General features: G+C 68.0%; 12 protein-coding genes. 6 read left to right on the top strand and 6 right to left on the bottom strand.

Features of this window, described 5'->3' with window-relative positions; all coding sequences use genetic code 11:
- The first annotated feature begins 155 nt into the window (after positions 1–155).
- The gene (locus OV287_RS20480; RefSeq protein ID WP_267535720.1) at positions 156–1,172 is read left to right on the top strand and encodes a PKD domain-containing protein; all 1,017 of its coding nucleotides are present in this window, start codon (positions 156–158) and stop codon (positions 1,170–1,172) included.
- 145 nt (positions 1,173–1,317) lie between these two features.
- The gene (locus OV287_RS20485; RefSeq protein ID WP_267535721.1) at positions 1,318–2,610 is read left to right on the top strand and encodes a S8 family peptidase; all 1,293 of its coding nucleotides are present in this window, start codon (positions 1,318–1,320) and stop codon (positions 2,608–2,610) included.
- A gap of 87 nt (positions 2,611–2,697) precedes the next feature.
- Here the strand turns inward: OV287_RS20485 and OV287_RS20490 are convergent, their stop codons facing one another.
- The 3 genes from OV287_RS20490 to OV287_RS20500 all read right to left on the bottom strand — a co-directional run bounded on the left by OV287_RS20490 (position 2,698) and on the right by OV287_RS20500 (position 4,943).
- Complete coding sequence (locus OV287_RS20490; RefSeq protein WP_267535722.1) at positions 2,698–3,069, bottom strand: DUF6076 domain-containing protein; 372 nt, start codon at positions 3,067–3,069, stop codon at positions 2,698–2,700.
- 92 nt (positions 3,070–3,161) lie between these two features.
- On the bottom strand, positions 3,162–4,256 hold the full coding sequence (locus OV287_RS20495) for a DNA ligase (protein ID WP_267535723.1): 1,095 nt from the start codon (positions 4,254–4,256) through the stop codon (positions 3,162–3,164).
- 129 nt (positions 4,257–4,385) lie between these two features.
- Positions 4,386–4,943, bottom strand: coding sequence for a class I SAM-dependent methyltransferase (locus tag OV287_RS20500; RefSeq protein ID WP_267535724.1), 558 nt, complete (start codon positions 4,941–4,943; stop codon positions 4,386–4,388).
- A gap of 392 nt (positions 4,944–5,335) precedes the next feature.
- On the opposite strand from OV287_RS20500, the gene OV287_RS20505 reads away from it, so the two are divergent.
- Both OV287_RS20505 and OV287_RS20510 read left to right on the top strand, forming a co-directional pair.
- On the top strand, positions 5,336–5,812 hold the full coding sequence (locus OV287_RS20505; RefSeq protein WP_267535725.1) for a hypothetical protein: 477 nt from the start codon (positions 5,336–5,338) through the stop codon (positions 5,810–5,812).
- Positions 5,813–5,951: 139 nt separating this feature from the next.
- Positions 5,952–6,389, top strand: a complete 438-nt coding sequence (locus OV287_RS20510; RefSeq protein WP_267535726.1) for a hypothetical protein — start codon at positions 5,952–5,954, stop codon at positions 6,387–6,389.
- Between the two features lie 33 nt (positions 6,390–6,422).
- Here OV287_RS20510 and OV287_RS20515 read toward each other — a convergent pair whose 3' ends face one another.
- Genes OV287_RS20515 through OV287_RS20525 form a run of 3 tightly spaced genes read right to left on the bottom strand, consistent with a single transcriptional unit; the run spans position 6,423 to position 10,901 of the window.
- Positions 6,423–7,124, bottom strand: a complete 702-nt coding sequence (locus OV287_RS20515; RefSeq protein WP_267535727.1) for a response regulator transcription factor — start codon at positions 7,122–7,124, stop codon at positions 6,423–6,425.
- Positions 7,125–8,942: a sensor histidine kinase gene (locus tag OV287_RS20520; RefSeq protein ID WP_267535728.1), complete on the bottom strand. Its 1,818-nt coding sequence runs from the start codon at positions 8,940–8,942 to the stop codon at positions 7,125–7,127.
- A gap of 9 nt (positions 8,943–8,951) precedes the next feature.
- Positions 8,952–10,901 (bottom strand): YfbK domain-containing protein, encoded by a 1,950-nt coding sequence (locus tag OV287_RS20525; protein ID WP_267535729.1) that lies wholly within the window; start codon positions 10,899–10,901, stop codon positions 8,952–8,954.
- 265 nt (positions 10,902–11,166) lie between these two features.
- On the opposite strand from OV287_RS20525, the gene OV287_RS20530 reads away from it, so the two are divergent.
- Positions 11,167–12,411: an HlyD family secretion protein gene (locus tag OV287_RS20530; RefSeq protein WP_267535730.1), complete on the top strand. Its 1,245-nt coding sequence runs from the start codon at positions 11,167–11,169 to the stop codon at positions 12,409–12,411.
- A gap of 53 nt (positions 12,412–12,464) precedes the next feature.
- Complete coding sequence (locus tag OV287_RS20535) at positions 12,465–13,160, top strand: ABC transporter ATP-binding protein (protein ID WP_267535731.1); 696 nt, start codon at positions 12,465–12,467, stop codon at positions 13,158–13,160.
- Positions 13,161–13,191: the final 31 nt, after the last annotated feature.

A 13,191-nucleotide genomic window follows, 5' to 3' on the forward strand; every position in this document is an offset into this window, starting at 1 on the left:
GGTCCGACAGTGAGCCACCTCCCCGGTCTCCCCCTGTCGTGGAGCGCCCTGCCACGGCTCCAGCGGTACGGCCTCCGACGCCTCCCGCTCCTGCGCTTCCTTCTCCCGCGCAGCCCGTGCCTGCTTTGCTGTCGGCCTCCGGGGAGGCGCTCTCCGTGGCCCTCAATGAGGAGCGGGTGTCCCTGACGTCCAGCGTTGTCGTCGAGGGCATCGACACGGACCGGTCATGGGTGTGCGCAGGTGAGTCGATGGGCCTGTCCGCCCGTCTCGGAGGGGAGCCGGAGCCAGGTGCGGTCTACCGGTGGGTCTGGCCCGTGGCGGGGAACAGCGCGGAGCTGCACCCCGGCTCGACGCTCCAGTGGCGGGCTCCGGAGACGGCTGGCCGGTACCGGGTTCGCTTCCAGGTGTGCACGGACCTCGGAGGGCGGCGCGTCGGCGTGCTGGCCGAGCGCGAGGTCGAGCTCGACGTGCGCCGGTGCGGCGAGCAGGAGACTCAGCGCAATGAGCCCCTCCGTGTCGCGGTCAGCCAGCGAGGGCAGGGGAGCTTCGCGTTTGAAGCCCTCTACCAAGGTGATGCGCGCGTCACGGCGTACGCGTGGGACTTCGGTGATGGCACCACCTCGACCACCTCCGAGCCTCGCGTCGAGCACTCCTATTCGCTTCAGAGCCTCGGTGCCCAGGAGATCAAGAGCTTCACCGTACGGCTCCAGGCCCGTCTCGATCGAGGAGGGCCCCTGGAGGCGACTGCGTTCGCTCTTACGCGCGGGCAGCCGCCCTCGGACACTCCGCCTCCTGTCGATCTACGGGTCTCCCGCTGGCGCCCACTCCCCGAAGGAGGTTGGCGCAGCGACGTGGTGGTCCGCGTTCCGGAAGGGACGGTCGTCACCTGGGAGCGCCTCGAGCGCATCTCCCTTCATTGGGATGGGCAGGCGGACACCGCCATGCGGCCCTGGCGCGAGGTGCTTCAGGTAGAGGAAGAGCTCGGGCGCGGCGGCTTCCGCGGCTACGTCATGGTGCGCGCTTCAGAGACCTCGTCGGAGCTCAAACAGCTCCTCGACTTCCTGTATGGCCATGACGCAACGGGCCAGGAGGTGGTCGTATCCTGGAGTCCCTTCAAGCGCGAGCCCTCCTCCGAGCCTCCCAGGACGGTGGAGCCTCCGCCCCAGAAGTAGCGGCGAATTGAATACATCCAACCGGCGCCGCCCATCTGTCTGTTTTTGAACAGGATTGAAGATGGAGTGGACAGGAAATGAGGCGTCAGACGTCACATTAAACTGAAACAGGTAGTCTTTTATTACCACGCAACAGGGGGAATTGATGCGTCTTCGCAACGTATCGTGGATGGCCGTTTCTGCTGTGTCCGTGTCCTTGCTGCTGGGGTGCCCGTCCGGGAGCATTCCCAAGCCACCCACGCCGGCCCCTGAGGAGCCGTGCCCCACGGCCTCCAGCCTGGAGGCTCGCGAGGGGAAGTTCATCACCGCCGCCCAGCCGGTGCAGGGCGAGTACATCGTCGTCCTCAAGGCGCCTCGTCCGGGAGAGAAGACGCTCGCTCCTTCCGTGGCCGCGGAGAGCCTCTCGGCGCGCTACGGCGGTACCTCCTTCCTCACGTACGAGCATGCGCTGCGCGGGTTCGCCAGCCGGATGACTCCAGAGCAGGCCCGGGCGATGTCCGCTGATCCCTCGGTCGAGTACGTGGAGGAGAACGGCGTGATGCGCGCCATCGGTGAGCGCCAGCCCGACGCCACCTGGGGCATCGACCGCGTGGATCAGCGCGAACTGCCCCTGGACAAGACCTACCTCTACAGCGCCAACGGCAAGGGCGTGAACGCCTACATCATCGACACCGGCATCCGCATCTCGCACGCCGAGTTCGGCGGGCGCGCGCAGATCGCCTTCGACACTTTCACGGATGGGCAGAAGGGTAACGACTGCAATGGCCATGGCACGCACGTGGCCGCCACCGTGGGAGGCCAGGTCTACGGCGTCGCCAAGAACGTCCAGCTCCATGCGGTGCGCGTGCTCAACTGCAGCGGCTCCGGCTCGACCGCCGGGGTGATCGCCGGCGTGGACTGGGTGGCCAACAACAGGCTGCTCCCCGCCGTGGCCAACATGAGCCTGGGTGGCGGCAAGAGCGATGCGCTCGATGAGGCGGTGGCCAGGGCCGTCGCCGCGGGTATCACCTTCGTCGTCGCGGCGGGCAACGAGAGCCAGAATGCCTGCTCCCGCTCTCCGGCTCGCAGCCCCACCGCCATCACCGTGGGCGCCACCACCGACGGGGACAAGCGCGCTTCCTTCTCCAACTGGGGAAGCTGCGTGGATGTCTTCGCTCCGGGCGACAAGATCACCTCGGCGTGGATCTCCGATGACGCCGCCACGCGTCCCCTCAGCGGAACGTCGATGGCCTCGCCGCACGTCGCGGGGCTCGCCGCGCTCCTCCTGGAGCGCATCCCCGCCGCCACTCCCGCCACCGTCACCTCGCTGCTCGTCGAGAACTCCACGCCTGGCAAGGTGGCCGACGCGGGCAGGTGCTCGCCCAACCGACTGATGTACTCCGGCTTCATCAGTGACCCCACCTTGATGAAGAACCGCACGGCCGAGGACGCGAAGTAGCTCGCGCTCCTGAGTCCGCGGGCCTGGCGGCTCCAGCGGGTACTTCCCGCCTGGAGGCCGCCGGGTCCCTGAAGCAGCCCGGGTGGACTACGTGCCCTGGGGCTGGGGGGGCTTCATGGCCGCGCGCACCTTCTCGTGCAGGGCCTGCTTGCGCTCCCGGAGCTGCTGCTTCTGCTGCTCGGTGAGCTGGCCCCCGCCGGCCTGGAGCTGCGCCTGGGCCTCGTCGCGGAGCTGCCGGGCCTCGGCGAGGAACGTGTCCGCCTGCTCGCGCGTGAGACTGCCGCGCTCGACGGCGCGGTTGAGCCGGCGCTCCATGCGCTCGAGCTTGCGGAGCATCCGCTCATCCTTGTTCTTGTGCTTGTGCTCCTTGTTGCCCGTGTTCGCGGGCTCCTCGGCGAGCACGGGAGCGGCGAACAGCAGCGAGGCAACGGCAGCGGACAGGGCGAGCTTCAGACGCATGGCGGAGTTCTCCTTGGGGTGACGCGCCGGGACTGCTTCCCGGCGTCATCTGCCCCTGAGAACCCCGGAGCCGGCGGATGGTTAAATCCGGCTCAGGCGCGCTTGCGCCGAGTCGTGGGCTCGAAGGGCGCGGCGTCGATGCGCACCCCCACGTACGAGGGGAAGCGCGGGACGCCGTCGTTGGACAGCTCCTGGTAGCGGAAGGTGATGATGGTGCCTACCGAGGGCGGATTCTCCCGCTCCTGGTCCGAGAGGCCGGTGCCCACGGAGAAGCGGGTGCCGTCACGCAGCTCCACCTCCAGCGCTCCCAGCCGGCCCTTGTGCCTGCCCGCTCCCGCCGCGTGCCCTATGACGCGCGCCTCGTCGTCCTTGAAGCTCTTGACCTTCAGCAGCGTGTGAGAGCGGCCCGCCTCGTAGCGCGAGCCCGGCTTGCGCAGCATCAGGCCCTCGCCCCCCAGGCCTTCCACCCGCGCCAGCTCCTCGCGCAGGTGCGTCACTCCCTTGCAGGGCTCGTGTTGCAGCCACTCGGCGTATGGGGGCGCCACGTCCTCTACGAACTGCTGGCAGTGCGCGAGCCGCTCCTCGAAGGGCGCGGCCAGCTTCGGCGCGTCGAAGATGACGAAGGCCACCTCCTTCCAGTCATCACTCCGATCCTGCCGCCGCACGATGCTCACCGTGCGCTGGAACTTCTTGCGCCCGCCGAACAGCTCTCCGTCGAGTGGATGGTCCGGCAGCTTCGCGGTGAACCAGTCGGGGGCGAGGAACGGATTGCCCTGGCGGGAGTAGAACTGCTTGCCGTCCCAATAGGCGCGTACGCCGTCGAGCTTCTCACTCATCCACCAGCCCGTCAGGTCGACATCGTTCTCCCACGAGTGGGCCAGCAGCAGCGCCGGGGTGGTGACGGCGTCGGACTCCGCGCTCGCGTTCGCGCCGGACTTCGGGCGGACGTTGCGAGCCGCCGGCCGGGCCGGAGCGTTGGTGTCACCCGCGGCGCCCACCCGAGCGTCCTCCGCCGCATCCCCCCGGACCTTGCGCAGGTGCTTGCACGTCCGCCGCTCGATGGCGATGGACTGGTTGCGCCACGCCGGGCACGAGCACGAGTACACGCCACCGGTGTTCTTCAGGATGTACGGCTTGGAACCAGAGCCCTGCACCTCGAGCTGGGCGCCGTCCGCGATGTCCGCCACGAGTCCCTCCCTTTGCGCGCCGCGGTTGTCTTGCGGCGATGGAGGGAATCGTATCCGGTGGGTCTGACTGGAGCGGAGGACCGGACAGGGCGGGTCGGCGGCATGACTTCCGAGGAAAGGAAGGGGGGCTCAACCTTCCCGGGCCGGCACTTCGTAGAGGTAGATGGGAGTGCGGTACAGGTCGTCGACGACGAGCGTGCGCAGGGGCTTCCACCCGCGGAGCGCGAAGGTGTGACTGAGGATGCGCGTGCCGGGAGCGAGCTCCGCGGACAGCTTGGGCGCCAGGCGGCTCATGGCTCCAGGGTAGAGGTAGCAGACGACAGCTGAGGCCTCCGAGAAGGAGGTTTGGAAGAAGTCCTCGCGCACGAGCTGGAGGTTGGTGCGCGGGGAGAAGCGCTGGCGCAGCCGCGAGAAGGCATACGGAAGAGGGGACGACTCGAAGGCCACCACTCGGGCGCGAGGACAGTGGTCCGCCAGCGCGAAGGCGAGCGTCCCCCAACCGGAGCCGAGCTCCAGCAGCGTGCCCTCGAGCTCCTGGGGCAAGAGGGAGAGCAGCTGACGGCGCACCTTGCCCGAGGTGGGCATGGGAGAGATGCCCGTCCTCAGCGTGTGGAAGACAATGGACAGCATCCCCGCGAGGAGCAGGGCCAACAGGAACAGGAAGAGGAGGGTGCCAGCCGTGCTCACGGCTTCCCATGCTACCCGCCCCGACGGGTCGGCGGGCTTCCCTTGACGTTCAAGGGGAGGGGCCGCATGTCGAAGGCGGCAGAGGCGGGGTGAAGGCGGTATCTGCGGTTCTGGGGTCGGGATGTGCGCGCGGCCTGGGGGGGTGGTGGGCATGGGTGCGCTGCTGGCCAGCGAGCTGCCCGCACGGCGCGCCACCTCAGTGGATTCGGTGACGGCACTGCGTTCGGGGTAGCTTGTGTTGACAACCTCAACGTCGTGAGGAGTTGGCTTATCCTCGCGCCGAGAGGCGTCGTACCCTGCCATGCGTGATGACTGATTCTGGCTGATGCCGATGGCTGTTACCGCCGTGCCTCAGATCTCGGAGTCCATCGTGTGTATCGGAGGGCGAAGCCTTGAACATGCTTGGGCAGAGCGCGCGGCCCCATGTGCTGGTCCTATTGCTTTCGCTCCTTTCAGGGTGTGTTACTGGACGGATACAGCCAGTCCATTTTCAGTTCGTCACGGTTGTTGAGAAGGCCCTCCCTGGTCCGGATGGCTGGCGCGCTGCATGTGTCCACGCGAAGATCAGGAACGGAACCACGGGAGACTTCTTTTTTTGTAAATTCGGTGTTGAAGTACCCATCGAAAACATAGATGGCCCTGTCTCGATTCCTCTAGCGCAGCGCATCGCGGCAGATTGCGCCAACGAAGCCGCGCTCAGTGTTCTGGGCGTGGCAACAAGAGAGCCAGATCCTCCGCTCGGCATTTTGTGCGAACAATTCAAGACGGCCTATGGCGTACCGCTGAATGCTGCCATCGGAGGGGCTCGGGTTACGAGAGTGTGCGACAAGAAGACGAAGCCTGTTATATTTGGTGAGTTCAGCCCCTGAGCCGATGCCTCTTTCAGCGGACCAACTCCTCGATATTGCGCGACGCTACTGGCGTTCGGATAAGGACTATTATCTCAGGCAAGAGAACAGCCCTGAGACCGAAAGGCTTCAGGCTCTATGGGAGCAGGAACTTGGGAAGGTGGAGCGCTGGAAGGCATTCTTGTCTGACCTCCAGCAAGCGCTTCCTGGATTCACTATCGGAAATGTCGTTACAACGGCCGATGCCAGCTTGCGTTGTGTCGCGTACCCAGTAACAGGAACTCACCTGCCGCCTTCCAACCAGGTCGTGGTTGGTTGCGTCAGCATCGTGGCACCTGTCTACATCATCTACGGCGTAGAGTACGAACGCATTGGAGGGGCGCGACGTCATCCACGGATAGATTTCGAGCCGCTCCCGCCCGGTATGCGATTTCCGGCTGACATCATGGCGAGGAAGATCGAAGCAACCTTCGGTGTCAGCGCGCTCCCTCGCGAAATCGCCGAAACCCCCGTTCCGCTCTTTGTGGAGTGGAAGGAGCCTCCGCATACGACGCTCTTCCATGCCCTCTTCACGAGTGAGCCTGGCAACCTGCCTTGAGTGGTCCTGGTCACTCTCAGATTCACGAGGACTTCAGGAGCCCTCGATCTCCATGCGGTAGCCCACGCCGCGCACGGTCTGGAGGGCGAAGCGCGAGGCGCTGTTCCACCCCAGCTTGCGCTTGAGGCTGGAGACGAAGTTGTCCACCGTGTGCGGGTCCACCACCACGTCGCGGCCCCACACCGCGTCGAGGATCTCATCCCGGCGCAGCACGCGCTCGCGCTCGCGCACGAAGAAGGCGAGCAGGTCGAACTCGGTGCGCGTCAGCTCCACCGTCTTCCCCTCGGGGCTCTCCACCTTTCGCCGGTCCAGGTCCATCCGGTAGCCCGCGAAGCGCAGCATCTGCACGGGCACGCCGCCGCCTCGCCGCACCAGCGCCCCCACTCGCGCCAGCAGCTCGCGCAGGCGGTAGGGCTTGCCCAGGTAGTCCTGCGCCCCCGCCTCGAAGCCCCGCACCACGTCGTCCTCGAGCGTGCGCGCGGTGAGCATCAGCACCGGCGTCGTCACCCCCTCCTGGCGAAGCGTCCGGCACAGCGTGTAGCCGTCCCCATCCGGCAGCATCACGTCGAGCAGGATGAGCTGGAAGGTGCGCCGGCCCAGGCGCGCGCGAGCCTCGGCCACGGTGGTGGCCTCCTCCACGCTGTAGCCCCCCTGGTTCTCCAGGTTGTCGCGCAGCGCGAGCCGCAGGTTGAGATCGTCCTCCACCAGGAGGATGGCGGGAGTAGGGGAGTTCATTCAGCGCCGCTCCGCAAAGGTGAGCTCAAAGGTGGTTCCCTCGGGACTGGAGGCTGCCACGCGGAGGTCTCCCCCGTGCAGCCGCAGAATTCGCCGGCACAGCGCCAGGCCGAGGCCGCTGCCGGGCACCTCCCGTCCCTGGCCGCGCAGCCGGTAGAACTCGCCGAAGATGCGCTCCCACTCGGCCTCGGGAATGCCCACGCCGTTGTCCGAGAAGCGCACCCGCCCATCCGCGAGCGACTCCACGCGCAGGCACACGGGGTTGCGCGTGTTGTAGGCACATGCGTTGCGCGCCAGGTTCGCCAGCAGCAGCCTCATCAACTGCGGGTCCGCGAGCAGCTCGCGCTCTCCCACGTCGGCCGTCAGCTCCACCGGCACCCGCGCCCAGGCCTCCAGGTCCCTGCGCAGCGTGGCCACCAGCTCGTCCAGCCGCACCACGGACAGGTGCGGCACCCACCGGCCCTTGTCGATCCGATTGAAGGACAGCAGGTTCTCCACCAGGAATCCCAGCCCGTCCGCCTCGTGGATGATGCGCGCGGGGTAGTCCTTCGTCTCGGCCCCCTGCGCGAGCCGCCACTCGAGCGTCTCGGCGAGCAGCCGGATGGAGGCCAACGGGGTGCGCAGCTCGTGCGACACGGTGGCCACGAAGTCGCTCTTGAGCTCCACGAAGCGGTACTTGCGGTGCTGGGCCACGAAGGAGAGCCCGGCGATGGTCAACGCCAGCGCCGCGCACAGCACCACCATGCCTGTCTTCAACCGGTAGCGCTGCTCCAGGGCCTTCTCCTCCTCCTCCCACAGCGGCGTCTCCACCCCGAGGGGCAGGTTCGCCAGCGGCAGCACCTCCTCCGTTCCGAGCAGACTCACATGTCCCTCGGGGCCGAGCAGCCCGCGCTCGCGCATCTCCTGGGTGAGGATGTCCAGGAGGGCCGCGGGAGCCACGGCCACGCCCCGGACATGGTCCTTGTCCTTCGGCTCCAGGTACCAGCCGGAGCGCACCAGCACCGGGCCGGGGAGCGAGCCGGGCAGGGGCAGGGGCGTGGCGGCCAGCTCCGCGGTGCGCGCCTCGAATTCGATCACCGGCGTCCCCGTCCGCCTGGACAGCTCCACCACGCGCTCGTGCAAGAAGTAGAAGTCGGCACGGGTGAAGCGCGAGCGCTTGAGGAGCAACAGCCGTTGCAGCCCCTCCATCCGGTGGCCCTGGCCGTCCTCCATTCCATGATGGAGCAGGGACTGCATGAGGAGATGCTCCGGGGTTGCCCGCTCCGCGAGGGCTTCGAGCACCACCAGGAAGCTGGGCACGTCCCGCGTAGAAGCCAGCACGTATCGGACGCGGTGCTGGAGGTAGGCCACGAGTGCATCGGTGGTGCTTCGCACGTCCCGGCGCTCGAGTGCTCTCTCCAATGTGCCCATCAGGGCGAGCCGCTCCGTCCAGGGCTCGTCCTCCTCCTCGGGGACCTCCTTGCCCGCGCGCAGCCGCGTGTACCGGTCGCGGGCGGGGGAGTCCTCCGCCGGGTCATGGAGGGCCAGCCGCGGCAGAAGCTGCTCCCCGCGCTCGCGCAGGTAGAGACCCTGGGCAGGGGCGAGCGGGTCGGCCGCGGCGAGCTCCAGGGCGGGCCGTGCCTCCTCCAGCTTCTCCCTCAGCGTCTGGCGCAGGGAGACGAGGGCGTATTGCTCGAGGGCCTCGCGCCGGGAATGGAGCGAGGCCCGGGCATCCTCGCGCTCGGTGGCGAAGATGCGCTGGAGCTGCCACAGGCCCCACCCGAGCCCGGCGAGGCCGAGCACGAGCGCGGAGAGGGTGGGAAGCAGCCTGCGGAACATGGGGGCTCTTTACTTGATGACCGGGACGCGGTCGAAGTCCATGGAGACCACCGGCGTGAGCTGCTCGAAGCGATCCGTGCGCCGGTCGAGTCCCTGGGCCTTGCGGATGAGTGCGCCGAGCTCCTTCACATCCGGCCGGTCGCGCAAGGGCTCGTCGAGCGCCTCCCACAGGGCGTGGAGCTGCTCCCAGGAGAGCGTGCGAATCCAGTAGGAGCCGCGCAGCTTCTCGGCGAAGGCGGCCGCCACATAGGACAGGCGCGTGGGGGGCGCGGTGCGGCCATAGGCCGGCCGCAGGACGCTGGAGGGCAACTGCTTCTCCAGCTCCCGGGAGTCGCCCCCCTCCGGCTCCTTGTACCGGATGCGCAGGGCGGCGAAGGTGTCGGTGGGCTCGCGCAGCTTCACCTCGTAGATGGCGGTGACGCTATGGCCCGCGCCCACCTCGCCCGCGTCCACCCGGTCATCGGCGAACTGCTCCTTGGTGAGCATCCGGTTCTCGTAGCCCACCAGCCGGTAGCGAGCCACGGCCTTGCGGTCGAACTCGAGCTGGAGCTTCACGTCCTTGGCCACCACCTGGAGGGTGCCGGTGAGGTTCTGCACGAAGATGCGGCGCGCCTCTTCCAGCTGGTCCACGTACGCGTAGTTGCCTTCGCCCACCTGGGCCAGCCGCTCCATCAGCACGTCATTGTAGTTGCCCATGCCGAAGCCGATGGTGGTCAGGGTGATGCCCTTCGCGGCCTGCGCACGCACCCGCTCCCAGATACCGTCTGCGTCGGTGATGCCGTTGTTGGCGACCCCGTCCGAGCACAGGATGACGCGGTTGATGCCACCCTTGAGGACGTGCTCCGAGGCGATCGAATAACCCAGCTCGATGCCCGCCTGGGCGTTGGTGGAGCCGTCGGAGTAGAACTCGTCGATGGCCTCCATCAGCTTGTGCTTCTCGGCGGCGCTCGTGGGACCGATCACCAGGTGCGCGGTGGAGCCGTAGACGGCGATGGACACCCGGTCACGCTCGTCGAGCTCGTTCACCAGCAGCCGCAGCGCCTGCTTCACCAGCCCGAGCCGGTTCTCGATGTTCATGGAGCCGGACACGTCGATGACGAAGACGAGGTGGGTGGGCTTGCGCTGCTGGCGGCTCACCTCGCGCGCCTTCAGCCCGATGTGCACCACGTGGTAGCCCTTGCGGTTGGGCGAGGGGAAGCCCTCCACGTGCACGCTGAAGGGGGACTCCGGGTCGCTCCGGTAGCCGTAGTCAAAGCTGTTGACGAACTCCTCCACCCGCACCGCCTGCTCGTCGGGCATCGCCCCCCGCTCCAGGTATCCGCGCGCCAGTGCATAGGACGCCCGGTCCACGTCCACGGAGAAGGTGGAGAAGCGCTCCTCCTCGGTATCGATGGTCGGATTCACCCCGTAGCTCTTGAAGTACATGTCCGAGAAGGGCTGCTGGGGCAGCGACGTGGTGCGCTCGGTGGGTGGAGCCGCCGGGGAGGCGCTGGTGGAGGGCGGGGTACTGGGAGGCGGAGGCGGGTTGGAGTTCCTGCGGCCTCCGAAGAAGTCGCTGATGCCCCTCCCGATGGCGCCGAAGTCGAGCAGCGGTGGACTGCCGCCCGTCACCACGATCTCCTCGGAGAAGCTTTCGGGCAGGAGTTCCACGTTCACGCGGATGGTGCGATCCAGGGGCAGCTTGATGTCCGCGCGCGCGAATGGGCGGTACATCTCCCTGTAGAACCGCAGGGTGTAGACGCCCGGTGGAAGCTGGGGGATGCGGTAGTTGCCCTGCGCGTCCGTCACGGCGACCTGCTCGCCCTGGAGGTTGGGGGAGTTCGCGGTGACCACCACGTCCGGGATGGGCTTCTTCGTTTCGGCGGAGGAGACCGTGCCGATGATGACGCTATCGGCCAGGGCCGGCGCGGAGAGCAGCAGCAGGACACAGCAGAGGGCACTTCTCAGGACGTGCTTCATCGTCGGGGCCACCTCGGACAACGGGAGACGCAACCCATCATCCAGATGCGGCCCGCATGGTGCCTCATGCGGGGCTCCGCTCTTCATCATCGTTTCATCACGCGGGCCCGGCCGGACGGTGAGGGTGCTCCCGCGGTGTTCGTTCCTGGGACGGCGCTTTCCACAACCGGGCAGCCCCCCTAGGGAGCCCCCCGGTCGTCCGAATGATTTCAAGGGCTTGTGAGCGCGCCGGGTCCTGGCACGACCTTCGCTCAAGGGCCCGGACGTGGACATTCCCAAGAAACCCAAGTCCCGTCGCAAGCCCTGGGTCCTCGCGGGCCTCGGCGCACTCGTGCTCATTGGAGTGACGATGGGCCTGTCCCGGCTCCGGGCCGCCGCGCCCTCGGTGGAGCGCGGCACCGTGTGGCTCGACACGGTGAAGCGCGGGCCGATGATCCGCCAGGTCAAGGGCGCGGGCACGCTGGTTCCCGAGCACATCCGCTGGCTCACCGCCGACACCGCGGGCCGCGTCGAGCGCATCCACGTCCGGCCCGGTACACCCGTGGAACCGGGGACGCTGCTGCTCGAGCTGTCCAACCCGGACGTCCAACTCCAGGCCCTGGAGGCCGAGCGCCAGCTCGCCAGTGCGGAGGCCGAGCTCATCTCCCTGCGCACCAACCTGGAGACGCAGCGCATCTCCCAGGCGGCCACCATCGCCACCCTGGAGACCGAGGCCACCAACGCCGAGAGCCAGGCTCAGGCCACCGTGGCGCTGATGGATCGCTCCTTCGTGCCGAAGCTGGAGGTCCAGCAGGTGAAGGGCAAGGCGGGCGAGATGACCACGCGGCTGAACCTGGAGCGCCAGCGCCTCGCGGTGCTCCAGTCGAGCACGGGCGAGCAGCTCGCGGCGCAGCGGGGGCAGATCGAGCGGCTGAAGGCGGTGGCGCGCTTCCGGCGGACGCAGGTGGAGTCCATGCAGGTGAAGGCGGGGGAGGGTGGAGTGCTGTCGGAGCTGCCGCTGGAGCTGGGGCAATGGGTGACGCCGGGCACCGTACTGGCCAAGGTGGTGAAGCCCGAGCGGCTGAAGGCGGAGCTGCGCATCGCGGAGACGCAGGCTCGGGACATCCAGGTGGGCCAGCGCGCCGAGGTGGACACGCGCAACGGGGTGGTGGAGGGCGTGGTGGCGCGCATCGCCCCGGCGGCCAGTCAGGGCACGGTGCGCGTGGAGGTGTCGCTCACGGGTGAGCTGCCCAAGGGCGCGCGGCCGGATCTCACCGTGGAGGGCACGGTGGAGCTGGAGCGGCTGGGCCAGGTGCTCTCCATGGGCCGGCCCGCGGGCGCTCAGCCCAACGCCACGGTGTCGCTCTTCAAGCTGGTGCCGGGCAGTGACGAGGCGGTGCGAGTTCCGGTGCAGCTCGGCCGGGGCTCAGTGAATTCCATCGAGGTCGTTCAGGGCCTCGCCGAGGGAGACCAGGTGGTGCTCTCGGACATGACCGCATGGGACGCGGTGGAGCGAGTGAGGCTGCGATGATGACGGTGACTTCGGCTCAAGTTCAGGAGACGGCCCCGGTGGAAACCCCTTCGATGGCTCAGCAGAAGGCCCTCCTGCAGCTCGAGGGCATTACGAAGGTCTTCGAGACGGAGGAGGTGGAGACGCACGCGCTCTCCGACGTCCACTTCATGGTGCGGCCCGGCGAGTGGGTCTCCATCGTGGGGCCCTCGGGCTCGGGGAAGACGACGCTGCTGGCGCTGCTGGGGCTGCTGGACACGGCCTCCAAGGGCACCTACCTGCTGGATGGCCGGTCGGTGTTGGACCTGTCCCCGGCCGAGCGGGCGCTGGTGCGCAACCAGCACATCGGCTTCATCTTCCAGAGCTTCAACCTCATTGGCGATCTGTCCGTCTACGAGAACGTAGAGCTGCCTCTCACCTACCGCGGCATGGCGGCGGACGAGCGCCGCCAGCGGGTGGAGCGGGCGCTGGAGCGGGTGGGCATGGGCCACCGGGCGCGACACATGCCGGGGCAGCTCTCCGGCGGTCAGCAGCAGCGCGTGGCCGTGGCGCGCGCCGTGGCGGGGGATCCGCTCATCCTCCTGGCCGACGAGCCCACCGGTAACCTCGACTCCAAGAATGGCGAGCAGGTGATGCAGCTGCTCTCCGAGCTCCACAAGGGCGGTGCCACCCTCATCATGGTGACGCACGATCCGAACCAGGCGCGGCTCGGCACGCGCATGGTGAGCCTCTTCGACGGCCGCGTCGTCCAGGACGAGCGCCTCCGCTGAGCCGCGGTGCCCCCCGAAGTCCCTCCCCGGG

It is taken from the genome of Archangium lansingense (genome assembly GCF_026626635.1).
GTDB classification, from domain to species: domain Bacteria; phylum Myxococcota; class Myxococcia; order Myxococcales; family Myxococcaceae; genus Archangium; species Archangium lansingense.

Bases quoted from the DNA above. Each gene is read 5' to 3' on its own strand.
- OV287_RS20485 (WP_267535721.1), top strand. From the start codon at position 1,318: ATGCGTCTTCGCAACGTATCGTGGATGGCCGTTTCTGCTGTGTCCGTG.
- OV287_RS20490 (WP_267535722.1), bottom strand. From the start codon at position 3,069: ATGCGTCTGAAGCTCGCCCTGTCCGCTGCCGTTGCCTCGCTGCTGTTC.
- OV287_RS20515 (WP_267535727.1), bottom strand. From the start codon at position 7,124: ATGAACTCCCCTACTCCCGCCATCCTCCTGGTGGAGGACGATCTCAAC.
- OV287_RS20520 (WP_267535728.1), bottom strand. From the start codon at position 8,942: ATGTTCCGCAGGCTGCTTCCCACCCTCTCCGCGCTCGTGCTCGGCCTC.
- OV287_RS20525 (WP_267535729.1), bottom strand. From the start codon at position 10,901: ATGAAGCACGTCCTGAGAAGTGCCCTCTGCTGTGTCCTGCTGCTGCTC.
- OV287_RS20535 (WP_267535731.1), top strand. From the start codon at position 12,465: ATGGCTCAGCAGAAGGCCCTCCTGCAGCTCGAGGGCATTACGAAGGTC.